23 protein-coding genes, 1 tRNA gene and 1 other RNA gene are annotated in these 24,088 nt (G+C 52.4%); 20 read left to right on the top strand and 5 right to left on the bottom strand.

From position 1 onward, the window contains the following. The first annotated feature begins 73 nt into the window (after positions 1 to 73). Positions 74 to 460: a glutaredoxin family protein gene (locus tag MMIC_RS02425; protein WP_072658951.1), complete on the top strand. Its 387-nt coding sequence runs from the start codon at positions 74 to 76 to the stop codon at positions 458 to 460. A 31-nt stretch (positions 461 to 491) separates the two neighbouring features. Here the strand turns inward: MMIC_RS02425 and MMIC_RS02420 are convergent, their stop codons facing one another. Both MMIC_RS02420 and MMIC_RS02415 read right to left on the bottom strand, forming a co-directional pair. Further along, complete coding sequence (locus MMIC_RS02420; RefSeq protein WP_072658744.1) at positions 492 to 920, bottom strand: YchJ family protein; 429 nt, start codon at positions 918 to 920, stop codon at positions 492 to 494. Continuing rightward, on the bottom strand, positions 913 to 1,353 hold the full coding sequence (locus MMIC_RS02415; protein ID WP_072658742.1) for a YcgN family cysteine cluster protein: 441 nt from the start codon (positions 1,351 to 1,353) through the stop codon (positions 913 to 915). Before MMIC_RS02415 ends, MMIC_RS02420 begins: the two co-directional genes overlap by 8 nt. 212 nt (positions 1,354 to 1,565) lie before the next feature. On the opposite strand from MMIC_RS02415, the gene mraZ reads away from it, so the two are divergent. The 18 genes from mraZ (at position 1,566) to MMIC_RS02325 (ending at position 21,032) form a co-directional block, all read left to right on the top strand. Next, entirely contained in the window at positions 1,566 to 1,997 is a 432-nt protein-coding gene (gene mraZ / locus MMIC_RS02410; RefSeq protein WP_072658740.1) for a division/cell wall cluster transcriptional repressor MraZ, read from the top strand. Further along, positions 1,981 to 3,003, top strand: a complete 1,023-nt coding sequence (rsmH, locus tag MMIC_RS02405; protein ID WP_227819308.1) for a 16S rRNA (cytosine(1402)-N(4))-methyltransferase RsmH — start codon at positions 1,981 to 1,983, stop codon at positions 3,001 to 3,003. Before mraZ ends, rsmH begins: the two co-directional genes overlap by 17 nt. After that, positions 2,984 to 3,250, top strand: coding sequence for a cell division protein FtsL (gene ftsL, locus MMIC_RS02400; protein WP_227819307.1), 267 nt, complete (start codon positions 2,984 to 2,986; stop codon positions 3,248 to 3,250). The genes rsmH and ftsL overlap by 20 nt, the downstream gene beginning before the upstream one ends. Beyond that, on the top strand, positions 3,247 to 5,127 hold the full coding sequence (locus MMIC_RS02395; RefSeq protein ID WP_072658739.1) for a penicillin-binding transpeptidase domain-containing protein: 1,881 nt from the start codon (positions 3,247 to 3,249) through the stop codon (positions 5,125 to 5,127). Before ftsL ends, MMIC_RS02395 begins: the two co-directional genes overlap by 4 nt. After that, entirely contained in the window at positions 5,120 to 6,655 is a 1,536-nt protein-coding gene (locus MMIC_RS02390) for a Mur ligase family protein (RefSeq protein ID WP_072658738.1), read from the top strand. Before MMIC_RS02395 ends, MMIC_RS02390 begins: the two co-directional genes overlap by 8 nt. Next, entirely contained in the window at positions 6,646 to 8,010 is a 1,365-nt protein-coding gene (locus tag MMIC_RS02385) for a UDP-N-acetylmuramoyl-tripeptide--D-alanyl-D-alanine ligase (protein ID WP_072658736.1), read from the top strand. Before MMIC_RS02390 ends, MMIC_RS02385 begins: the two co-directional genes overlap by 10 nt. After that, the gene (gene mraY, locus MMIC_RS02380) at positions 8,000 to 9,070 is read left to right on the top strand and encodes a phospho-N-acetylmuramoyl-pentapeptide-transferase (protein ID WP_072658735.1); all 1,071 of its coding nucleotides are present in this window, start codon (positions 8,000 to 8,002) and stop codon (positions 9,068 to 9,070) included. The genes MMIC_RS02385 and mraY overlap by 11 nt, the downstream gene beginning before the upstream one ends. A gap of 2 nt (positions 9,071 to 9,072) precedes the next feature. Beyond that, the gene (murD, locus tag MMIC_RS02375) at positions 9,073 to 10,449 is read left to right on the top strand and encodes a UDP-N-acetylmuramoyl-L-alanine--D-glutamate ligase (protein WP_143144847.1); all 1,377 of its coding nucleotides are present in this window, start codon (positions 9,073 to 9,075) and stop codon (positions 10,447 to 10,449) included. Next, a complete protein-coding gene (gene ftsW / locus MMIC_RS02370) occupies positions 10,446 to 11,642 on the top strand; it encodes a putative lipid II flippase FtsW (RefSeq protein WP_072658733.1) in 1,197 nt (398 codons plus the stop codon). The genes murD and ftsW overlap by 4 nt, the downstream gene beginning before the upstream one ends. Next, on the top strand, positions 11,639 to 12,760 hold the full coding sequence (murG, locus tag MMIC_RS02365) for an undecaprenyldiphospho-muramoylpentapeptide beta-N-acetylglucosaminyltransferase (RefSeq protein ID WP_072658731.1): 1,122 nt from the start codon (positions 11,639 to 11,641) through the stop codon (positions 12,758 to 12,760). The genes ftsW and murG overlap by 4 nt, the downstream gene beginning before the upstream one ends. Then, the gene (gene murC, locus MMIC_RS02360; protein ID WP_072658729.1) at positions 12,757 to 14,130 is read left to right on the top strand and encodes a UDP-N-acetylmuramate--L-alanine ligase; all 1,374 of its coding nucleotides are present in this window, start codon (positions 12,757 to 12,759) and stop codon (positions 14,128 to 14,130) included. Before murG ends, murC begins: the two co-directional genes overlap by 4 nt. Continuing rightward, positions 14,127 to 15,071 (top strand): UDP-N-acetylmuramate dehydrogenase, encoded by a 945-nt coding sequence (gene murB / locus MMIC_RS02355; RefSeq protein ID WP_227819306.1) that lies wholly within the window; start codon positions 14,127 to 14,129, stop codon positions 15,069 to 15,071. Before murC ends, murB begins: the two co-directional genes overlap by 4 nt. Further along, the gene (locus MMIC_RS02350) at positions 15,068 to 15,988 is read left to right on the top strand and encodes a D-alanine--D-alanine ligase (protein WP_072658728.1); all 921 of its coding nucleotides are present in this window, start codon (positions 15,068 to 15,070) and stop codon (positions 15,986 to 15,988) included. Before murB ends, MMIC_RS02350 begins: the two co-directional genes overlap by 4 nt. Next, positions 15,981 to 16,733, top strand: a complete 753-nt coding sequence (locus MMIC_RS02345; protein ID WP_072658727.1) for a cell division protein FtsQ/DivIB — start codon at positions 15,981 to 15,983, stop codon at positions 16,731 to 16,733. Before MMIC_RS02350 ends, MMIC_RS02345 begins: the two co-directional genes overlap by 8 nt. Further along, positions 16,733 to 17,965 (top strand): cell division protein FtsA, encoded by a 1,233-nt coding sequence (ftsA, locus tag MMIC_RS02340; protein ID WP_072658726.1) that lies wholly within the window; start codon positions 16,733 to 16,735, stop codon positions 17,963 to 17,965. Before MMIC_RS02345 ends, ftsA begins: the two co-directional genes overlap by 1 nt. Before the next feature lie 63 nt (positions 17,966 to 18,028). Next, the gene (gene ftsZ, locus MMIC_RS02335; RefSeq protein ID WP_072658725.1) at positions 18,029 to 19,234 is read left to right on the top strand and encodes a cell division protein FtsZ; all 1,206 of its coding nucleotides are present in this window, start codon (positions 18,029 to 18,031) and stop codon (positions 19,232 to 19,234) included. Positions 19,235 to 19,411: 177 nt separating this feature from the next. Then, positions 19,412 to 20,311 (top strand): UDP-3-O-acyl-N-acetylglucosamine deacetylase, encoded by a 900-nt coding sequence (gene lpxC, locus MMIC_RS02330; RefSeq protein WP_072658724.1) that lies wholly within the window; start codon positions 19,412 to 19,414, stop codon positions 20,309 to 20,311. Between the two features lie 178 nt (positions 20,312 to 20,489). Next, a complete protein-coding gene (locus MMIC_RS02325; protein WP_072658723.1) occupies positions 20,490 to 21,032 on the top strand; it encodes a Crp/Fnr family transcriptional regulator in 543 nt (180 codons plus the stop codon). 53 nt (positions 21,033 to 21,085) lie between these two features. Here the strand turns inward: MMIC_RS02325 and ffs are convergent. Both ffs and MMIC_RS02315 read right to left on the bottom strand, forming a co-directional pair. Further along, positions 21,086 to 21,182: signal recognition particle sRNA small type (ffs, locus tag MMIC_RS02320), an RNA gene on the bottom strand. Positions 21,183 to 21,263: 81 nt separating this feature from the next. Beyond that, positions 21,264 to 21,353, bottom strand: a tRNA-Ser gene (locus tag MMIC_RS02315). 107 nt (positions 21,354 to 21,460) lie between these two features. Here MMIC_RS02315 and MMIC_RS02310 point away from each other — a divergent pair. Further along, positions 21,461 to 22,822 carry a POT family MFS transporter gene (locus MMIC_RS02310; RefSeq protein ID WP_072658944.1) on the top strand — a complete coding sequence of 454 codons (1,362 nt, stop codon included), beginning with the start codon at positions 21,461 to 21,463 and terminating at the stop codon, positions 22,820 to 22,822. 433 nt (positions 22,823 to 23,255) lie between these two features. Here MMIC_RS02310 and MMIC_RS02300 read toward each other — a convergent pair whose 3' ends face one another. Further along, entirely contained in the window at positions 23,256 to 23,927 is a 672-nt protein-coding gene (locus MMIC_RS02300; RefSeq protein ID WP_072658721.1) for an alpha/beta hydrolase, read from the bottom strand. Positions 23,928 to 24,088: the final 161 nt, after the last annotated feature.

Genomic DNA, 24,088 nt, shown 5'->3' with positions numbered 1-24,088 from the left:
ATCTATATCTGTAGCTGGCGTTATATTCACCACATCACTGCTATTGAATACAGAGGTTCCAATGCTCAAGGCCATGTTGTTAAAAGTATTTCGTGAAGGTGTGGGTGGGCTGATGGCCTTCATCAGCTTTCTGACCCGCCCGCGTAAAATCAAGCGCACGCATGATGAGCAGCTGGCTGTGGCCGAAAAAGCAAAATCCATGTCAGTCTATCAATATTTCGCTTGCCCCTTTTGCATCAAAACCCGTCGAGCCATTCATCGATTGAATGTGCCGATTGAATATAGGGATGCACAGGTTCGGGACAGTGAGCATCGCCAGGCACTTGCGGTTGAAGGCGGCCAGGTAAAAGTGCCATGTTTGCGTATCGACGACGGCGACAAAACAACCTGGTTGTATGAATCCAACGATATTATTAGCTATTTGAACGAGCAGTTTGACCCTGCAGTGGAAGCAGCCTGATACTCCAGGTGCTGTACCGGGAGCCAGGCTTTTAATCTTTTCCGCAGCAACGCTTGGTTTTCAGGCCGCTGCCACACGGGCAGGGTGAGTTGCGGCCTGCTTCTGCAACATCGCAATCACCATCCACATAGCGCCAATAACCATCATGTTTGGCAAAGCGGCTGATTTCGTGCAGTGCCATAATTTTTGAGGTCTCCTTGAAACCGGCGATAAATTCAACGGTATCAGCCTTTGCGTTGACGATGCTTAGGCCGAGCCAGTGCGTGTCGGTGGGCGTGATTTTTGATGGGCGCGTATCCGGATGCCAGCTTTCGCGCAGATAGTCCCAACAACCCAGCACATAGGCTGAATAACGCGAGCGCATCAGTGCTTCCGGGCTGGGGGCAGGAGAACCGGCAATGATGGGCTGACAACAGCTGGCAAAAGGATCGCCGCTGCCGCATGGGCAGGGTTTATTCATCCGCTTCATCCGGATCGATAATGTGGCGCACGATATCTTCTTCGCTGAAGTTTTTTCCACAAACCGTTTTTTTCTGCAGTGATATACCTGCCTTGTGTACTGAGTTCCTGTCGCCTGAGATCAGTGGGTGCCAGTCGAACAATACTTTGCCTTCGTGCAGCAGGCGATAGGCACAGGTTTTCGGCAGCCATCGGTATTGTTCTCCAGAAAGCCTGCGTATATCCAGGCAGTCCGGAACAATGGTGGTACGCTGCGGATAATCGGTGCAGCGGCATGTGGCATCATTAAACAGCTGGCAGCGAATATCGGTGTAGAGAATTTCCCGGCTGTCTTCATCTTCAAATTTCCACACGCAGCAGCGACCACAGCCATCACACAGTGATTCCCATTCATCATCAGAAAGCTGATTGAGTGATTTATTCTGCCAAAACATCAAATACCACCATGTGCTCAACCCTACCCACAATTTCCCACCGGGAAATAGCAAGGTAAATCATATAAATACTTGTGGCTGATTGTGCCGCTGTAGAAAGAAATGGCGACAAGTGGGCTTGACAGGGGTGGTTTGGGGAGCAAGATTGGCATTTGGTGGGGAATAGTGGGTAAAGTGCCCACACCACTAAAGCGGGAGAGGGTCTAGAACGTATGTTTCAAGGCGAGTTCAGCAATAATATGGATGAGAAAGGGCGCGTAAGTATCCCCGCCGCTTTTCGTGATGTATTGAAAAGCTGTCATGCTGAAGGTGATATCATTATTACCCGCACGCCGCATTACCGTTGTCTGGTTGCCTATCCCATACGTGAATGGAAACGTTTACAGAAGCGCATCAGCACAACCCAGCCCAGTAAAGAGTTGCGGGCCTATAAGCATATTGTATTCAGTTCAGCACAGGAGTTTTTGCCTGATCGCCAGGGCCGGGTCCTCCTCTCCCCGGCTCTGCGCGATTACGCATCATTAGTGCGTAATGCTCAGTTTGTTGGGGATGGAGAAACATTCCAGATTTGGGACAAAGAAGCCTGGAGCAAGCAGCTTGAGGCCTCATTGGAGCTTGCCCAAGACTTTGAGCTTGGTCTCTGATGTGTTCGAAGACCATGACTATGCCGAACATATCCCAGTACTCCGGGATGAATTCGTCGAAGCAATCATCACAGATCCCGATGGCCAATATGTCGACTGTACCTTCGGGCGCGGCGGCCACAGCCGCGAGCTTCTCGCCAGACTCTCCGAAAAGGGCCGACTGCTTGCATTCGACCGCGATACTGAAGCTGTTGCAGAAGGAGAATCGCTGGCACGGAAGGACTCCCGCTTTGCCATCGTGCATGCTGACTTTGCCCGGCTGGGTGACATCCTTGACGAGCGAGGCTGGCATCAGGTGAGCGGCATTGGGTTCGATCTTGGTGTTTCCTCACCACAGGTGGACAATGCAGCGCGCGGTTTTTCATTTCAAAAGAATGGCCCGCTGGATATGCGCATGGATGTGAATGAAGGAAAACCGCTTTCACAGAGGTTGGAGCGCATTTCAGAGTCCGAACTGGCAAATGTGATCTATCGCTTCGGCGATGAGCGTTACTCACGCAGTATCGCCAAAGCCATTCTCAAAGCAAAACATGATGGTGTGCTGAAAACGACTTCTGATCTGGAGAACGCCTGTTTTCATGCTGTGCCAAAAAAAGCGCGTCATAGTGGCGCACACCCGGCAACGCGCACCTTTCAGGCTCTGCGTATCTGGGTGAATGAGGAGATGGATCAGATTGATGCAGGCATGTCTGCTGCCATGTCGCATCTGAAGCCCGGTGGTCATCTGGCCGTAATATCATTTCATTCAGGTGAAGATCGTCGCATTCGCGATCTGATCGAGACGCAAGTGAACCCTTGCAAGTGCCCGCCACAGTTGCCGATGTGTGTGTGTGGCAAGATGCCTTCCATGCGCTGGCTGCAGAAGAAGCCGGTGCGCCCGAGTGAAGATGAGGTGGCACATAATCCGCGTAGTCGTTCATCCCTGATGCGTGTGGCGCAGCGTTTGACTGAAGCTGAAAGCAAGCTGGTTACATGGGGGCCGGATTATGATGACGGCTTATGTTAAGCCGTGGCTGTTGGTACCCGCAGCAGCAGGTGTGTTGGCTGCGGGCCAGATCTGGATGTCACATCTGCGCTATGAATTGTCACTGGAAAGTCAGCAGGTGAATAAGGAGCAGCAGGAGACGCTGAAGCAGGCAAGCACGCTACGTCTTGAGCTGGCAAGCCTTACCCGGCCTGAACGTTTGCGTAAAATCGCGCAGGAAGAGCTTGATATGGCTCCGCCCAAACCGATGCAGGTGGTTCACCAGTGAGCGATAAGCAACAGGTCTTTGTCCGCCGCCGTATTGAGGCGGTTGCAGGACTGCTGCTGCTTGGGCTGCTGCTTTTGGTGGTGCGCGCGGTAGATTTGCAATGGCTGCAGAGCGAGCGTCTGACTACGCTGGCTGAAAAACAGCGTTATCGTGAATATACAGCACTGGCGCCTCGCGGTTCTATTCTTGATAGTAAAGGGCGCACATTGGCGGAAAGTGTCGAGATCCCATCGATTGCAGCCATGGCTGATGAGGTTCCTGCGGAACGCATGGGGGAGCTGGCGTCGGCTCTGGGTTTGTCGAAAAAACGTGTACAGAAAAAACTTGCCAAGCGTAAAGGTTTTGTGTGGCTGGCCCGTCAGGTGCCACCATCAGTAGCTGATCGGGTGATGGCCCTGAATATTCCGGGTGTGCGCAACGAGAAAGAGTGGCGTCGTTATCAGCCGCTGGGCCCTGAAACCGGACATCTACTTGGCTTTGTCGGCATTGATGGTAAGGGGCTGGAAGGCGTTGAACGCGCATGGAATGCTTTGTTAACCGGTGAATCCGGTTTGCGTCAGGTACGCCGCGATGCACGCGGGCACTCCTTGCCGGATGGCTCATGGTTGCGTGAACCGGTGCCGGGGCAGTCAATTAATCTGACCATTGATGCAACTATTCAGAGTATCGCCTATGCAGCGCTTGCAGAGGGTGTTCGTAATCAGAATGCCAAGGGCGGTTCGGTGGTGGTGATGCGTCCGAAAGATGGCGCAATTCTCGCCATGGCCAGTTGGCCTGGCTATAACCCGAACAATTTCCGGCACGCTAAACCGGGTCAGTGGCGCAACCGGGCAGTAACCGATGTGTTTGAACCGGGCTCTGTGCTGAAGCCATTTTCAGTGGCGGCGGCTATTTCATCCGGCAAATGGCAAGCCGATTCAATTGTATACTGTGAACAGGGTGCCATGAAGGTGGCTGATTACACGATTAAAGATGACCACCCGGAAGGCTGGCTGGATTTAACCGGCGTCATTGCAAAATCAAGCAATATCGGGGTGGCCAAGCTGGCGCTCGATGTCGGACCGGAGCCACTGCATGATATGCTGGATCGGGCAGGCTTTGGCAGGCGAAGCAATACAGGCCTGGGTGGAGAATCGCCCGGCATTGTCCTTCCAGTAGATCGATGGGGGCCAGTCGAAACGGCCAACATCGCATTCGGACAGGGTATCGCTGTTACGCCGTTGCAACTTGCAGCGGCCTTTTCCGTTTTAGCGAATGAGGGAGTATACGTTGCTCCAAAACTGTTTGCCGACCAGATGCAGGAGCCTGTGCTTGCTGAGCATCGGGTGATGTCGCAATCCGTTGCGGCTCAGATCAAGAGTATGCTTGAGCATGCGACAAGTGAAGACGGCACGGGTTCGAAAGCTGTACCCGTAGGTTATCGCGTGGCCGGAAAAACAGGTACGGCACAGAAAGCAAATGCCCGCGGTGGTTACAGCAAGGGCAAGTACAATGCTGTGTTCTCGGGTTTTGCGCCGGTGGACAAGCCTGAGCTGGTCATCGTTGTTGTTGTCGATGAACCGCAGAAAAGTAACTACGGTGGTCAGGTGGCAGCGCCTATATTCCGCCATGTGGCCGAAAGTGCGTTGCCATATCTCGGTGTTGCCGCTCAGTATGAGCAGCAGGGCGACTGGCAGACGATGGAAATTGCTGCTGAGGAAGACAGTTTCAAGCATGGCTCGCTTTATGGCCTGTCAATGCGTGAAGTTCGCCGCTTTGCATCGCAGCGAGGTTTGCGCCTGCATGTGCACGGTTCCGGATGGGTGGGTCGCCAGAAACCATCGAATATTCTCGCTTTAAGTCAGGGTGATGCGGTGGAGGTGTGGTTGCATGAGTAATACAGCGCAATCGCACGCAAGCGAACTGTCTCAGGGGTTTTCCCTGAAGCTGCTGGCCGAAGGTCTGGGAGAGCTGGATCTGGCTGGAGAAGATGATCTGCTGGTCATGGGCATCTGTGATGATTCACGCCATGCCAAGCCGGGTTACGCCATGCTTTGCCTGCCTCGTTCCGGTGATGCAGCCAGTGAATATGCTGATGCAGCTGCGAAACAGGGAGCCACGGCAATTATCAGTGTTGGTCTTGCAGTGAAAACTGAACTTCCCTGCCTGTATCTGGATTCTATGCAGCAGGCGGGTGCATTGCTCAGGCGTCTGTTCAATACCGAGCAGGCCGGTGCTCATTTGTATGGTGTGACCGGCACCGATGGAAAAACCAGTGTGGCCTGGATGTTACGCGAGGCTTTAAGCCGTCTGCAGACCAGGGCTGTGTGGAGCACAGGAACGTTGGGCTGGATGCGCAATCCTGAAGATATCCGCGATATCGGTAATACAACTCCTTCGTTGCTTACCATGCATGCGATGCTGACTCAGGCCTGTCTGGATGATGTGCACTCGGTTGTGTGTGAAATTTCTTCGCACGGCATTGTTCAGGAACGCATTGCCGGCCTGGATTTCAAAACGGCCATATGGACCAATATGGGCCATGATCATCTGCAGGATCACGGTGGTTATGAGCCATACCTTGCAGTCAAGGCGAGTTTTATTCAGGACTGTGCCAGTGCTGGCGGTAATGTGATTGCTAACGCTGATCACGCGGATATTCGCAAGAATGCGCCCGAATACAGCTGTTGGTACGGCCATGGTCTTTATCGTGATGATGTTGATCTTGCCTGGGAACAGGAACTGCCGGGCCTGTTGCGCTTGCGTAGTGGAGATAATGAAGTCGTGGTTGAGGATATTCCGCTGGGTGATTTCCATGCTGAGAATATCGCATCTGTTGCACTGACGCTGATGACATCCCAGAACATTAAGCTCGAAGAGTTGCCTGCACTGCTAACCGGTATGACAGCACCTCCGGGACGCATGCAGGATGTCGTAGCCGGATATGGACAGGTGTTTGTTGATTATGCGCATACGCCGGAAGCGTTGGAACGCTGCCTGCAGGCAGCACGTAAACTGACACGCGAACGCCTTATTCTGGTTTTCGGCTGTGGTGGCGAACGCGATCGCGAGAAGCGTCCTCAGATGGGTGAAATCGCCTCAGAACTGGCCGATGTGGTGTGGATTACTTCGGATAATCCGCGTGGTGAATTGCCTGCTGTGATCGCATCTGAAGTTGAGTTCGGCATGCGTCAGCCCTACAAGGCAGAAGTTCATCTGCAGCTGGATCGCGGGCAGGCTATTGATGATGCGGTGCAGGCACTTGAAGAAGGCGATGTGCTGGTGATTGCCGGAAAAGGTCATGAAGCCTATATGGAAGTGTGTGGCAAGCGGGTGCCGTGGAGTGATGCGGATACAGCCACCTATCATCTGAATGCTAAACATGGCCTGGACAGCAGTGGTCAGGAGAAGTCTGCATGCGCATGAATGGGCTGGATATTCAACACGCCACAGGCGGGCAGTGGCACGGTGCTATGCCGGATGAAGTTGAAGCTATCGTGACCGACACGCGTGATTTCAGATCAGGCCAGACCTTTCTGGCTCTGCGTGGCCCTAACTTCGATGGACACAGATTTGCAGCTTCGATTGCTGATAAGGCGCTGGCTTTGATTGGCGATGCTCAGGGCGTCAAGTTGTGGAAAGATCTTGCTGTTAAGCAGTTGGAAGTGGCCGACACACTGGTTGCACTCGGCGATATAGCACATGCCTGGCGCATGCAGCTGCAGGACACTACTGTGGTGGCCATCAGCGGTTCATACGGCAAAACCAGCCTGCGCTCAATACTGGAGACCGGTTTCACATCACTGGGTTTGAAAGTGGCGGCAACTCGTGCGAATTTGAATAACCTGATAGGCGTGCCGCAGACGTTGTTGGCTGTTCCCGCTGATGCTGATATCGCTGTAATTGAATGTGGTATCAGTGAAGCGGGAGAGATGGAGCGCCTTGCAGCCATTGTAGAGCCCGATATTGCTATCCTGACCGGTATCACAGCCGCGCACTCGGAAGGCCTGGGTGGACTGGCCGGTGTGGTGCAGGAAAAGGCTCTGCTCTTGCAAGGTGCAAGCAAGGATGGCTGGTGCGCGCTGGGTAAAGGGGTTTCTGAACTGCTGCAAGAAAACAATATACAGCTGTCAGCCTCAGGTATCTCTGTTGAGAGTGAGACGGCAGTCAATTGGCAGTTGAACGGTCAGGAGCTGGTGTTGAGCTGGCAGGGACAGCAAACATCCATGCAGCTTGCCTTACCTGCTCGCCACTGGGCGGAAAATATTGCATTTGCAGCCACTATTATGCTGCGTTATCTGAATGATCAGGGTGAAAAAGTCACGCTGGCCGATGTTGTGACATCGCTGGCCACTTGGCAGCCACCAGCAGGGCGTATGCGTCAGTGTAAAGGCCGGGCTGGATCACTGGTGCTTGATGATTGCTATAATGCAAACCCGGTATCCATGCAGGCAGCAATTGATACGCTGCGTTCAATCGATGGTAGCAGGGTCGCCATCCTCGGAGATATGGCCGAGCTGGGAGAATCATCGCTTGAGGCTCATGCGGGGATTGATATTACAGGTCTGGATGCCGTGTACCTGATCGGCTCGCGTATGCAGCCACTGGCTGAGAAACATCCTGATGCACAATGGTTTGCCTCGACTGAACAGGCGGTTGCCGAACTTTCAGGTAAATCATTTGACGAAAATGATACGGTGCTGGTCAAGGCATCACGCTCCATGGCACTGGAAGCCGTGGTGAACATTCTGTGTGAAGAGGAGGTTGCTGATGCTGTATAACCTGCTCTATCCGCTGGCTGATCAGGTATCCTTCTTCAATCTGTTCCAGTATATCACTTTCCGTACCGTTTATGCGCTGGTGACCTCTCTTGTGTTGTGCTGGATTTTTGGTCCCTGGTTCATCAGATATTTGAAATCACAGCAGGGTAAAGGTCAGCCTATTCGCAATGACGGGCCACAGACCCATCTGGTCAAGCAGGGGACACCGACAATGGGTGGCCTGCTGATCCTTATTGCATTAACTGTTACCACTTTACTCTGGGCAGACCTGTCCAACGGCTTTATCTGGCTGGCACTGTTGGTCACACTCGGTTATGGCCTGATCGGCTGGCTGGACGATTATCTGAAAATCATGCGAAATAACCCGAACGGATTGGCCGGGCGCTGGAAACTGTTGCTGCAGCTCCTGTTCGGCAGTATTGCAGCGGCAGGTCTGTGGGTGATGACGGACCCAATTGTCGATATCCCGTTCTTTAACATGCAGTGGGATATGGGCTGGTTCTATGTGGTATTTGTGGTGTTTGTGCTGGTTGGCTCATCCAATGCCGTGAATCTGACCGATGGTCTGGACGGTCTGGCGGTGGCACCGACTTTTATGGTTGCAAGTTCACTGGCTGTTGTTGTTTATCTGGCCGGTCACGCCAAGTTTGCAGCATATCTGATGATTCCCTTTGTACCCGGCTCCGGTGAGCTGGCTGTATTTTGTGGGGCGCTGGTTGGGGCCTGCCTTGGTTTTCTGTGGTTCAACACCTATCCGGCACAGGTGTTTATGGGTGATGTGGGAGCGCTTTCGCTTGGCGGCGCACTCGGATTTGTTGCCTGTGCCGTACATCAGCAGTTCCTGCTGGCAATTGCAGGCGGTCTGTTTGTGCTGGAAGCGGTGTCGGTGATGGTGCAGGTCGCCAGCTTCAAGATGACCGGCAAACGTGTGTTCCGTATGGCACCGATTCATCATCATTATGAATTGAAGGGTTGGCCTGAGCCGAAAGTCATTGTTCGCTTCTGGATTATCTCTATTTTACTTGCGCTGGTGGCGCTTTCCACCCTGAAAATCCGATGAGCATGGCAAACAGACAGCAACAGCTGCTTGCAGCGCGTCGTAGTGCTACTGCGATTATCGGCATGGGTAAAACAGGTCAGTCGGTGGCGAACTATCTGCTGCATCGCGGCATCTCCTGCGAGGCATTCGATGAGCATGCGGTTGAACTGCCTGCCTCAATGCAGATACAGCTGCACATCGGGCAGCTTGATGCGGACACCTTAAGTCAGTTTGAGCGCATCATCGTCAGTCCCGGCATCAGCTGGAATCACGCTGCCCTTGCTGCAGCCCGGGAACATGGTGTGCCGGTACATGGTGATCTGGAATTGTTTGAAGAGCATTATCAGGGTGACCTGATTGCGATTACCGGCACCAATGGTAAAACAACCACAGTCAGTTTGATTGATACTATGCTTGATACACTAGCAGGTGGCATTGAAGCCGGCGGCAATATTGGTATGCCTATGCTTGATTTGATTGCAGATGGTGATGAGCCGCAACGCGTTGTACTTGAGCTCTCCAGCTTTCAGCTTGAGCGCGCCAATCCGATTCATCCACGTTGGGCCGCGCTGTTGAATGTGCAGCCGGATCATGCCGATATGCATGAAAACAGCGATGCTTATAAAGCAGCAAAATTGCGTCTGTTTGCAGGCCAGGGTGATGGTGATAAAGCAATGTTGCCTGCCAATGGCGAGTGGAATGCATTGGCTGATGATCTGCGCGGCCGCGGTGTTTATGTGCGCCGCTTTGGCATTGGCGACAGTCAGGAACTGGATGCTGGTGTGCAGCAAAACGATGATGGCTCCTGGGCAGTCTTCTGGCATCACTATGAGGTGGCCGAATTCGTTACTTCATCCGAGTTGCCGCTACAGGGGCAGCATCAGCACCTGAATCTGGCCGTTGCAGCGCAAGCCGCCGCAGATTTCGGAGTATCCGCAAGTGTCATTCGCCAGTCGCTGACATCTTTCCGCGGTTTGCCTCATCGCATGCAGTCACTTGGACTTGTAGCTGGGCGTGAGTGGTTTGATGATTCCAAGGCGACCAATCCGGATGCTGCCAGAGCGGCACTTTCGGCATTTCATCATGTCATCTGGATTTGTGGAGGATTGCGTAAAGGTCTGGATGTATCTGTACTCAAGGACGCAGTGACCAATCATGTTGAACAGATGTTTATTATCGGTAACGATCCGAAGCCTTATGCTGAGCTTGCCTATACTGCAGGTGTACCAGCCAGTTTTGTGAAAACGATGGACCAGGCGGTCAAGCAGGCGGCTCATGCTCAGGCTGGATTGCCCGTGCTGCTTTCACCGGCTGCAGCCAGTCAGGATCAGTTCAGGGATTATGTCGAGCGCGGCCGTGTATATGCGGCAGAAGTAAAAGCGCTGGAGCCAAAACCATGAGTGCAAAGACAGCATCGCGGCTGGCTCCGCCCGATCCGATTCTCACCGGCTGTGTACTGGCACTGCTGGCTTTTAGCGTGTTGATGGTTTACAGCACCAGCATCAGCGTGGCCGAAGTTCGCTATAACGATCCGTTTCGTATTATCAGCCATTGGCTGGTCTATATTCCTGTCGGCTTAGCAATCATGTGGGGTTTATCCCGTGTTGAAGTGACGTGGTGGAGGGCGATTGCCCTGCCAGCATTGGCAATTGCGGTTGTTATGATGATTGCCGTGTTAGTGCCCGGTCTGGGGCGTGAAATCAATGGTGCACAGCGCTGGTTCTCATTGTTCGGGCTCACTCTGCAGCCGGTAGAGATGTTGAAGCCTGCTGTGATTATTTATATGGCTTATTATATGGGCAGCTTTCCTGATCGTTTGAGTAACTTTTCATCCGGTCTGGCACCGATGCTGGTGGTATTGATGGTCTCTCTGGTGCTGCTGGTACTGCAGCCGGATTTCGGTAGTGCCGCGCTGCTTTCAGCGGTCTGCTTCTGCATGTGGTTTGTCGGAGGCGTACCGATCAGGCATCTGCTGTTACTGCTATCCACATTCATTCCGCTGGCCGTGGTGGTGATGATTGCCGAGCCATATCGCATGCAGCGCCTGACCTCCTTTCTTGAGCCCTGGAATGATCCCTATGGAAGCGGTTATCAGTTGATACAGTCGATGATTGCTTTTGGCAGTGGCGGCCTGTTCGGTACGGGTGTCGGTCAGGGCGTACAGAAACTGTTTTATCTGCCGGAAGTATTTACCGACTTTATCTCTGCCAGTATCGGTGAGGAGTTGGGCCTGCTCGGTATCATGTCGCTGATCGTTCTGTTCACTGTTCTGCTGGGGCGTGGCATCTGGCTGGCCATACATAATCAGGACATGTTTTCACGCCTGCTCATTCTGGGTTGTATGATGACGCTGGGTGTTGCTTTCATCATTAATCTGGGGGCTGCAATGGGGCTGTTACCCACCAAAGGTATGCCGATGCCATTTGTTTCCTACGGTGGTAGTGCGTTGATAGGTGAATGCGTATTGCTTGGTCTTGTCTTGTCTGTGCAGCGCCATCAGGGCGGTAATAAACGTCTGCAGAAGTCCGGCGGCAAACGGGCAGCCAAATCATCGCAGCCACCCATGCACGATGGCCTGGAGCATCAGTTTTGAGTCGCAAACCATTACTCTGTATCGCCGGCGGTGGCACGGGCGGGCATGTGATGCCTGCACTGGCATTGGCTGATGCGGCACGTGATCGCTGGCCTGAGTTGCAGGTCAGCTTTATTGGCGCGGAGCGTGGGCTGGAAGCCAGATTGCTTCCCGAACGTGGTGAGCAGGTTTTATTGCTGGCGATGCACGGTGTGAAAGGCGCAGGCCTGTTGCAGAAGCTGCGCGTACTGTTATGGGAGTTGCCAAAATCAGTTGTAAGTATTCGCAAGGCCTGGAAACAGCAGCGCCCTGATCTGCTCGTTGGTGTGGGTGGGTATGCCAGTATTTCCGGTGTGGCTGCGGCCCTGATTTCCCGTATTCCAGTGGTGCTCTATGAGCAGAATGCCATGCCCGGCCTGGTGAATCGAACCTTGTCGCGTTTCTGTAAGCGTATCATGTTGGGCTTTGCCGAAGCGACAGCCCATCTGAGTGGCGGTACGCGTATGAGTGCAACCGGCAATATCGTACGTCAGGTGATCGCAGATGTGCAATGGCAGGCACATGCGATGCCACGTCTGTTGGTGCTGGGCGGCTCACAAGGTGCTCAGGTTTTGAATCAGACCGTGCCGCTTTCCTGCGAGATGCTGGTGAATGAAGGACGTGAATTCGAAATCACTCATGTTGCGGGAAATGAAGCTGCAGCAAAACTTGCCCGTGAAATTTATCAGCGTGCAGGACTGAAAGCTGAAGTGTTGCCATTCTGCAATGATATGCCGGCTTTTTATGCCAGTGGCAGTTTGATGGTAGCAAGGTCCGGCGCCATGACCGTATCTGAGGCCGCAGTGTGTGGCATGCCCACGCTGTTTGTGCCACTGCCGCATGCTGCAGATGACCATCAGCGTTTTAATGCAGAAAGCCTTGCCTGTGTTGGTGGAGCTGTGGTGTTAAGCCAGCAGGAGCTTAGCGCTGAAAGTCTGGCAGCCACGATTGATGAACATCTGTTTGATGAGAAAAAACTGGCCGTGATGAGTCGTTCAGCACAGGCATGGGCGCCGTTCGATGCCAGTGACAAGCAGTTGAATGTGCTGGCTGAATTCTTGCCGGTACTGGCTGATGCAGACAGGGAGGTGGCCGCATGAAGACACGCGTGCAGAACATCCATCTCATCGGTATCGGCGGCATTGGTATGAGCGGTATTGCCGAACTGTTGTTTAATCAGGGATTTCATGTGCAGGGCTCTGACGTGAGTGCCAGTCATAATGTCGTGCGTTTGCGCAGCCTGGGCATTGTCGTACATGTTGGCCATGCAGCCAGCAATTTGGGTGAAGCACAGGTTGTTGTTGTTTCATCAGCTATTGATAAAGCGAATCCGGAGATTGCCGCGGCACAGGCTGCAGGTATTCCGGTGATTCCGCGCGCAGATATGCTGGCTGAATTGATGCGCATGAAGCTGGGTGTGGCCGTAGCTGGTTCGCATGGCAAGACCACCATGACTTCGATGATTGCGCATGGTATGGAAGCTGCAGGACTTGACCCGACTTATATCATCGGTGGTCGTTTGATCACCACCGGCAGCAATGCCCGCCTTGGTGCAAGTGAGTGGCTGGTCGCAGAAGCTGATGAAAGTGATGGTTCATTCCTGCGTTTATCTCCGACGATTGCTGTGGTCAGCAATATTGATCCGGAACATCTGGATCACTACGGTGATTTCGACACATTGCTGGAAGCCTTTTCGACGTTTGTGAATCTGGTGCCGTTTTATGGGCGTGTTGTGTTACATCATGAACATCCGCATGTCGCGGCACTGCGTGAGAACCTGCACAAGCCGGTGACCACGTATGGCAGTAGTCCGCAGGCAGATTTGCACCTGCTTGATAGCCGTGCTGATGGCGAAGGTCAGTGCTTTACTGCCGCCAGTCGTGAACTGGGTAATCTGGGTGAAATACGTCTGCCCATGCCCGGTCGCCATAATGCTGAAAATGCTCTGGCAGCTATAGCTGTATTGCTTGATTTGGGTATTGATATTCAAACCATACGTGAGGCAATGCTGAGCTTTGAAGGAATTCAGCGTCGCTTCCAGCGCACCAGCATGGGGCAAGGTGTGTTGGTCGATGATTATGCGCATCATCCGAAAGAGGTGATGGCTACACTTGCTGCCGCACGCGACTGCTGGCCGGACCGTCAGATTTCTGTGGTATTCCAGCCGCATCGATTTACGCGCACGCGTGATCTGATGGATGAATTTATGGGTGCATTCGATGCAGCGAATCAAGTGGCTCTGCTGCCCATTTATGCAGCCAGCGAATGTGAGATCGAAGGTGTTTCCAGTGCCAGATTGCAGGAAGGCATGCTGGCTCGCGGGCATCGCGGTGTGTCATTGCTTGAAGATCTGGAGGCTGCACGTGACTTTGCACAGAGCAAGCTGAATGAAGGTGGCGTGGTTCTGTTGATGGGAGCCGGTTCTGTCGGGCAGCTGGCACAGCAGATGCGTGAGGGGGTGTCATCATGAATGCCGCTCAGTCATTGCATGAAATTGCAGAGTTGATGCAGAAACATACGCAGGAATGGGTATCTGCCTTGCATGAACTGGGTAAGTTTAGTGAACAGGAACCCATGTCTCGTCACACAACGCTTGCGGTTGGCGGCCCTGCACGCTGGTTCCTTCGCCCGCATGACAGGGATTCGTTGATGGCTGCCATGGCTCTGATTCCGACTGATGTAGAAATCCTGCCTTTGGGGCGCGGTAGTAATATGCTGGTGCCGGACGGTGGCTTTGATGGTCTGGTGGTTGATCTGTCCAAATTGAATGACTTTAAATTTGATGGTTGCATCGTATCTGCCGGTGCAGGTGTGCGCATGGGGCGTTTCTCCCGTCAGTGTGCAGACCATGGCCTGTCCGGTTGCGAATTTATGGCTACGGTACCGGGTGATATCGGTGGTGGTGTGGCTATGAATGCAGGCTGTTTTGCTCAGCAGGTGTCTGACTCCCTGATTGCTATACAAGTGGTACTGCGCAGTGGCGAATTGAAAGAGCTGGATGCAGCTGATCTGCAGCTGGCATATCGCCATGCAACACTGCCTGCACAGAGTCTGGTGGTATCAGCCACGTTTGAACTGCATCCGGACAGTCCTGATCAGATCAGGGAGCGTATGCGCAGTATGCGCAGCAGGCGTTCTGCTACGCAGCCGCTGAGTCAACCCAACTGCGGTTCTGTATTTAAAAACCCGGAAGGAGATCATGCTGCACGTCTGGTCGAGGCGGCCGGTTTGAAGGGCTTCCAGATTGGTGGCGCTAGAATTTCATCCCAGCATGCCAACTTCATTGTCAATGAAGGTGAAGCGAGCAGTTCCGACATTGTGGATCTGATTCGCCGCGCACAGCGGGTCGTGGAAGAAGAGTTTGATATCAGGTTGGAGCCGGAAGTCCGCATGATTGGAGAGTTGCTATGAACGGCATGGATTTGAATGCATTCGGCCGTGTCGGCGTACTCATGGGCGGCACGTCATCGGAGCGGGAAATATCCTTGCGCTCCGGCAATGCTGTGTTGAATGCCTTGCAGAGTGCCGGCGTGGATGCAGTAGCTGTGGATTTGAGTTCGGACTGGGCAGATAACATCAGAAATGCGGCTATTGATAGAGCATTTAATGTGCTGCATGGCACGCTGGGTGAAGACGGTTGTGTTCAAGGCATGCTGGAAGTCATGGGGGTTCCTTATACCGGAGCTGGTGTGCTGGCCTCGGCGCTGTGCATGCATAAGCAGTTGTGCAAGCAGGTGCTGAACCATGCCGGATTGAAAACGCCTGTGGATATTCCATTACATGCAGACGGTCCTTTGCGTTATCCGGTGATTGTCAAACCTGTAGCGGAAGGCTCCAGTGTAGGGTTGCACAGATTGACAGAAAAGAGGGATTGGGATGCGTTGAGTATCGACATCGAGGCGGATCAGTGGATGGCCGAGATGCCGGTTGAAGGTGTGGAAATCGCCGTCGCTGTACTGGATGGCAAAGCATTGCCTGCTGTAGAGGTGGTGCCAAAATCGGGTGTTTATGATTATACATCGAAATATACTGCTGGAGCCACTGAATATTTCTGTCCGGCAAGACTGCCTGCTGAGACGCTGCGCTATTGTATGTTACGTGCTGAGGAAGCTGTTGTAGCTACAGGCTGCAGCGGAGCACCGCGCGTTGATATGATCGTCACTTCCGGTGGTGAGCCGTATATCCTGGAAGTGAATACACTGCCGGGCATGACAGAAACCAGTCTGTTGCCTAAATCTGCCGCGGCAGCAGGTATCGATTTTGAAACACTATGTCTGAAAATACTTGTATCCGCAGCGACTGAAAATCAGGGGGTGGCTCATGCGTAATAATCAGCGCCGTACCGACCCCGCGAAGCAGAATGCCAGGCGTATGCTGAACTTGAAACGCCTCGGCGAGGTCTTTGCAATGATTGCGATTGCGGGCGCAGGCCTGACTACAGGCTGGTGGATGAATGACAAAATGAGCGTCACACAATGGCAGGTGGAAGGTGAGCCGGTATTGCAGCAGGCCATTCGCAGCAAACTTGAAGCCATGCCAGTGAAGGATTTCATCAGCACACGCCCGGATATGCTCAGTGCGCAGTGGTTGAATGAGATGCCTGACCTGGCGCGTGTGGATGTTTCACGCGTATTACCGAACAGCCTGCATGTGCGGGCTCATGCGCGTGTGCCGGTAGCACTCTGGCAAAATGCAAAGAGTCAGTTATTTCTGTTTGATGAGTCTGGCCTTGCCTACCGCATGCTGAACAAGGGTGAGTCACCGGATCTGCCATTGCTGCGCGTGGATGAGCAACAGCTGGCCGCGGCGCATCAGTTGCTGGCTGCATTGCAACAGCAGGATGTGATGAGTTTGAACAGTATCAGTGAAGTACGTGCCGGAAGTTCATACTGGCAGGTCTATTTTTCAAAAGGTGTGACATGGACGTTGCCATTCGGAGCGGAGAGCACGGCCATCAAACAGCTTGCAAGTTTATTGAAACAACCACGCTGGACAAATCGTAACTGGCAGGTGGACGCTCGTTCATCTGACCGTTGGTTTATTCGTCCGGCAAAGCATGGGGGAGTGATTTAATGCCCAAACATGATCAGGTACTCGTAGGTCTCGACATTGGCACAAGCAAGATTGCTTGTATCGTGGCTGAAGCATCGCCGGATGGCAAAGTGGATGTCATCGGTATCGGCACACATCCTTCGCGCGGTCTGCGCAAGGGCGTGGTGGTGAATATTGAGAGTACGGTGGAATCTATCCGACTGGCTGTAGAAGAGGCCGAGTTGATGGCCGGAGTTGATATTCAGTCGGTATTCACCGGCATCGCTGGCTCGCATATCCGTGGTTATAACTCTCACGGTGTGGTGGCGACAAAAAACAATGAAGTGATGCAGGAAGATGTGGATCGCGTGGTTGATGCGGCTCGTGCGATGAATATTCCGGCAGATCAGAAGATTCTGCATATTCTGCCGCAGGAATATATTATCGATTCTCAGGACGGCATTCGCGAACCGATTGGTATGTCCGGCGTGCGTCTTGAAGCCAAAGTGCATGTGGTGACAGGTGCTGTGTCATCGGCCCAGAACATTATAAAATGCTGTAATCGATGTGATCTTGATGTTTCAGATATGGTGCTGGAGCAGGTGGCTTCGGCTGAAGCGGTACTGATGCAAGATGAAAAGGATATCGGCGTCGTGCTGGTGGATATCGGTGGCGGCACAACAGATATCGCGATTTTCCTGAATGGTTCAATCCGCCATACACACGTGATTCCGATTGGCGGCGATCACCTGACCAACGATCTGGTGATTGGTCTGCGTACTTCAGCACGCGAGGCGGATCAACTCAAACGCAAATATGGCGCCTGCATGACCAGTCTGGTGCCGCATGAGGATCAGATTGAGATTCCAAGTGTCGGCGGGCGCGCACCAAGGCCTATGCCCCGCCAGGTGATGGCGCAAATTCTCGAACCGCGTGTAGAAGAGCTGTTCGAAATGATTAAAGACGAGTTGCAGCGTTCCGGCTTTCAGGAGCTGGTGGCTGCAGGCATGGTGCTTACAGGTGGTTCATCACTACTTGATGGCATGGTTGAGCTGGCGGAAGATGTATTCGATATGCCGGTGAGACTCGGGCGTCCACAGGGCGTGGGCGGGCTTGTAGATGTGGTCTCAAGTCCGATGTATGCCACCGGTGTTGGCCTGATTCTGTATGGCCATCGCTATCGTCAAAGTTCGCAAAGTTTTAAATCAGCAGATGGAAACATACTCGCACGTGTATGGAAGCGCATGCGGGGCTGGTTTGGAGATCCAGGATGAAACAACAACACACAACACTAAACACACACAACAACACAGATACAGGGAGCAGAGGAGGATAATATGGCAACATTATTTACTTTTGAGGATACAGCGGCCCAGTCGGCCAAGATTAAAGTTATCGGCGTCGGTGGCGGCGGTGGTAATGCGCTGAACAATATGATCAGCCAGAAAATGCGCGGCGTGGAATTCATCGTCGCCAATACAGATGCGCAGGCAATTGAGCGTAACCATGCTGAAACCAAACTTCAGCTGGGAGCTGAAATCACCCGCGGCCTTGGTGCCGGAGCCAACCCGCAGATCGGACGTGAAGCGGCAGCATCAGAAAAAGATCGTCTGTGCGAATTCATGCAGGGCACCGATATGGTATTCATCACTGCAGGCATGGGTGGCGGTACAGGTACAGGCGCAGCACCGGTGATTGCCGAGGCAGCCCGTGAAATGGGTGTGCTGACTGTTGCGGTGGTAACCAAACCATTCGGCTTCGAAGGTAAACGCCGTATGCGTCAGGCAGAAGCCGGCATCGGTGAATTGCGTAAACATGTGGACACACTGATTACCATTCCGAATCAGAAACTGATCGGTGCGGTAGGCAAGAATACCAGTATGCTTGAAGCGTTTCGCAAGGCGGATGATGTGTTATTGCAGGCCGTACGCGGTATTGCTGAATTGATTACACATACTGGTTATATGAATGTGGATTTCGCCGATGTGAAAGCGGTAATGAGTGAAACGCGTGGCGTAGCCATGATGGGTTCGGGCGTAGCATCAGGTGAAAGCCGCGCTATTGAAGCGGCAGAGCGCGCTATCTCCTCTCCTCTGCTGGAAGATATCGATATTCACGGTGCTCAGGGCATTCTGGTGAATGTGACCGGCAATGAAGATATGACACTGGCTGAATATGATGAGGCTGTATCGATCATCCATAATATGGCTGATGAAGATGCCAATATCATCTGCGGTATGGTTTATGATCAGGAAGCCAGTGAAGAGATTCGAGTCACTGTGGTGGCAACCGGATTGACCGGTGAAGCATCGGCGTTCATTTCCACTGCTGCAGAAAACAGGCCAGAAAAGGTTGCACCCCTGCCAAACCTGAATGTCATGCCTCAGCTGGGTGCAGTTCCGGTTCAGCCGGCTGCAGCTCCACAGTCACAGCCTCAGGCGCAGCAGTCAGCATCGCAGGCGAAGCCTAAACCGTTTGGCAATATCGACTTCAATGATGACGAATTTGCCGTGCCAACCTTCCTGCGCAGGCAGGCGGATTAACCGGCGCAAAAGCAGGGTTATTGGCTTTTGTAAGGGTTATTGGCAGAGTTGGGCATTGATTTTGTGCATGTAGAAGGCTGGAAACAGGGCAATGTGGTTTTAATCACATATTAATGCGGTGTTTGTTAGCAGTTTGCCTTGCGTGATGTTTGCCCGATTTGAAAGGAGGCATATGAGATGATAGTGCAGAGAACATTGGATCATCCGATTCGCTGTAGCGGCATTGGTTTGCATTCCGGTCGTAAAATTGAACTGGTTTTGCATCCTGCTGACGAAGACAGCGGTATCACATTTGTTCGATCCGATCTTGGAACCGATATTCCGGCGAAAGCCGAATTCGTTACCGATACCCGTCTGTGCACTACCATTGGCAATGGTAATGCCCAAATTTCAACTGTAGAGCATCTGCTCTCCGCTCTTGCCGGTCTCGGTGTGGATAATGCACGCATTGAAGTCAGCGGGCCTGAAGTTCCAATTATGGACGGCTCCTCAGCTCCCTTCGTGTTCCTGATTCAGTGCGCAGGTATCCGCGAGCAGTCGAAAGCCAAGAAAGTTCTGCGTGTTTTGAAACGTGTTGAGGTTGAAGAGGGTGATAAACGTTGCGTGCTGTACCCTGCTGCAGGATTCAAGATCAGCTATCTGCTGGACTATGATCATCCTCTGCTGCGCAAACGTCAGGTCACGATAGATTTTTCACGACAGGCTTATACCCGTGAAATTTCCCGTGCCCGTACTTTCGGCTTCCTGCATGAAGTTGAAGCCTTGCAGAAGGCAGGTCTGGCATTAGGTGGTTCTCTTGAGAATGCCATCGTGCTTGATACCCACAGGGTCGTGAATGAAGGCGGTCTTCGTTATGAAGATGAGTGTGTACGTCATAAGATTCTCGATACTCTGGGCGACCTTTTCCTGTCCGGGTTTCCGATTGTCGGAGCCTTTGAAGGTGAGCTGACCGGTCACGATATGAACCATAAACTTGTGACAACATTGCTGGCTGATCCATCCAGCTACCGTATTGAAGAGCTGCAGGCAGAAGAGACATCTGCGGCACTGCCTGCAGGTAAACCGCAGGAAGCTTAAACCTCCAAAAAATATTGTGTGTATGTGTGGCAGGCCAGCGAAAGCTGGCCTGTTTTTTTGTGCGCTGAAAGTGTGAGGTCTCTGATGAAAGCTGTGAAATAGTAAATATGCGGAAGTTGCACTATACTGATATCAATATTTAGCGTTTTATCCATAATAGAGGGCGGGAGAATCTGATATGGCAATTGATTTTGCATGGTTGGGAAACAAAGTCTTGGGAAGAGAATTGACTGAACCGGAATGCGGGCTGCTTGCATCGATGGTCAATGAGACTGCCTACGCTTCGGGAGATACGATTATTTCAACTGGCCAGGATGGTGGCGTGCTGCATATTATGCGTTCAGGTAACGCAAAAGTTGAAGTGTACAAGGAAGGCGAGGAGCGGGTCACCGTTGCTGATATTGATGAGGAAAGCATATTCGGTGAGCTGACTTTCCTGAATAATAATCCAGCTACAGCTGATGTGATAGCAACTCAGGATTGCGTGGTTTACAAGCTGTCCCGGCAAGATCTGGCCAGCGTAACCACTGCAGGGCAGCCACAGCTGGCCTATCTGTTTTTCAGCGCAATCATGGAACGTCAAACCGGCGTTATTCTTGAGCAGCGCGTTACACTCGCTCCTGAATTGCGTAACCAGAATAATCAGGGCATGCCGGTGTTTGCCAAGATTGTGATCGCAGCAGTGCTACTTGGCATTGTGTATATTATTGCCACTTCCTAGAAACAGACGCTGATTTATGATTGCAGGGCAGTAGGGTGGTGATAATGCGCCACCCGAGCCGGACAGATCCGCAACGCGCTTCGTCCTGCTGCCGCTGCTTCCTTCCGGATCTGACGGGGTTCACAGGGGTCCACCGTGCGGGGCCCGACCCGGGCGACACCTTGGTTCCACGTAGGTGGAAATCGGTATCATAGTCATGAGATATATTCCCAGACCATTCAAACAATAAACTGGCGGAGAGAGAGGGATTCGAACCCTCGGTACGCTTGCACGTACACACGCTTTCCAGGCGTGCTCCTTCAGCCACTCAGACATCTCTCCAGTCCCTTGCGTGACATGAGCTTTCACAAGGGCGGCGGATATTAGGGATTAAGGCGGGCAATCGCAAGGGCTTCCCCTGCGTGATTACAATGGCAGCCTGTCAGGCTATGGCAAAAGAGAATCCATACCGCACAGCGCCACTGGCAACGAAGTCTTTGCCGCCGGGTATTCCATTCATTATAGGCAATGAAGGGGCTGAGCGATTCAGCTATTACGGCATGCGCGCGATTCTTATCGTGTTTATGACCCAATACCTGCTCAATGCCGATGGTACAGCAGCCATGATGAGTGAAGATCAGGCCAAGGGCTGGTTTCATCTGTTTGTGTCCGCGGTATATTTTACCCCGCTATTGGGCGCCTTGATTGCAGATGGACTGCTGGGTAAATATCGAACAATCATTTTGCTCTCACTGGTTTATTGCCTTGGTCATCTGGCATTAGCGCTGGATCACACCGAGACCGGACTGGCTATAGGGCTGGGTTTAATTGCTTTGGGAGCCGGGGGCATCAAACCCTGCGTCTCTTCGCATGTCGGGGATCAATTCGGTCAAAGCAATGAGCATCTGCTGTCACGCGTGTTCGGTTGGTTCTATTTCTCCATTAATCTGGGCGCATTTCTCTCCATGCTGGCAACACCGTGGTTATTGCAGGCATACGGGGCATCAGTGGCCTTTGCTATTCCCGGCGTGTTGATGCTGATTGCAACCGTGCTGTTCTGGTCTGGCCGCAATCGTTTTGCGCATGTTCCGCCATCCGGTTTGGGTTTTGTGCGGGAAGTATTCAGTGGTGAAGGATTAAGGGCTCTGGGCAGACTGACTATGATCTATCTGTTCGTGGCGGTGTTCTGGGCACTGTTTGATCAGACCGGTTCCAGCTGGGTGCTGCAGGCACAGCATATGGATCGCATATTGTTAGGCTTTGAAATCCTGCCTTCACAGATGCAGGCGGCGAACCCCTTGCTGGTGATGCTGCTGATTCCCATCTTCTCTTATCTGATTTATCCGTTTATCGATCGCTTCTTTGCCCTGACCGAACTGCGCAAGATCACCATCGGCATGTTCGTGACGGTCATTGCGTTTGCTATCCCGACCTGGATTCAATTCCAGATTGATCAGGGTTTAACTCCGCACATTCTATGGCAGCTGTTTGCATATTTCCTGCTGACCAGTGCAGAAGTGATGATTTCCATTACCTGTCTGGAGTTCTCTTATACACAGGCGCCGAAGTCGATGAAGTCGTTTGTTATGGCGTTTTTCATGCTTTCCATCTCTGCCGGTAATCTGTTCACCAGTGCGGTGAACTTCTTTATCCATAATGAAGAAGGAGAGAGCATGCTGGCAGGTGCAGATTACTTTCTCTTTTTCACCGTGCTGATGCTGGCGACTTCTATTCTTTTTGCATTTGTCTGTCGCTTTTATAAGGGCAAACGCTATTTGCATGCGGAAATTGCTGCTGATCCGAAGATGTAGTTTTGATGTATGGCCCATTGTCAGTGAGTGGCAATCAGGCCATGCGCGGAATTTATTTATAAACATGCGGTGACTGAGTGGTCACATGGAAGCAAAAACTTGCTACAATAGAATCGTGTAGATCTCGTATAACGAAGCGAATATCACGGAGATATTATGCGCTGCTACGATTATCTTAAATGCAGTCAAACCGAGTGCCCTATGTACGGTAAGGAAGGTGGGCCTCAGTGCTGGGATGTTGATGGGACACTCTGTCTTCATCATGTCATTGAAGAGGTGAGGCAGGAGCTCTCTGATATGGAGAAAAAGGAGACGTGCAGGCTATGGGGCTGCCTCTATTACAAAGCAGCGAACCCCAAACAGAACTCGAACGAATGACCGTAGCTGGCAGTGCTAACGAAAGTAGTGAAGTAAGTCGCTCTTTTCCTCGGGTTTAACCATTCAGGGTTTTCGCGATCCATTTTCCGATCTGTTTGATCTCTTCCATGCAGACCTGATGTTCCATCGGATAAGTATGCCATTCCACAGTGCAGCCGGCTGCAGTGAGTTTTCGGTGTGAACTGTCTCCGAGCGCAAAGTTTACTACTGGGTCATGAATGCCGTGAGCCATAAAGATAGGCGTTTCTTTTGCTTTTGCATCAAAGGTGTCTGTTTCCGTGGGTAGTAGCAGATAACCCGAAAGTGCCATGATGCCAGCCAGTTTCTCTCCCTGCCTTACTCCGACATGCAGCGCCATGGCGGCACCCTGTGAAAAACCGGCGAGGATGATGCGTTCCGGTTTCATGCCGCGCAGGGTTTCCTGCTCAATGAGCATCTGAATATCACGCGCGGACTCCGTGATGCCCTTGCGATCATGTTCAATGCCGAGATCTGTCTCTTTAATGTCATACCAGGCAGGCATGATATAACCGCCGTTGAGTGTGACCGGCATGCTTGGCGCATGCGGGAAAATAAAACGTACAGGCAGATCTGCAGGTAACCCCAGCTGTGGTACGACGGGTTCAAAATCATGTCCGTCGGCACCGAGTCCATGCAGCCATATGACACTGGCCACAGGATTAGGTCCTGTTTCAACGGTGAGGTGTGGAAGTACATGCAAGTTCATGGGGCAATCATGTACGAAAATTTATATGAATTCTCACTGCTGTCCGGTTAAGCATTGAGCAGTGCCATCTGGCGAGGATTCACGGTCGGTTTTCGCTTTGGAGGCGGTGAGCTTCCTCCCAGCAATTCGGCGATATTCCTTCGCTGCATGAGGTTGACCGA

It is taken from the genome of Mariprofundus micogutta (genome assembly GCF_001895085.1).
GTDB lineage: Bacteria > Pseudomonadota > Zetaproteobacteria > Mariprofundales > Mariprofundaceae > Mariprofundus > Mariprofundus micogutta.
The sequence above is the reverse complement of the archived record's forward strand: the minus strand, read 5'-3'. Positions and strand labels throughout refer to the sequence as shown.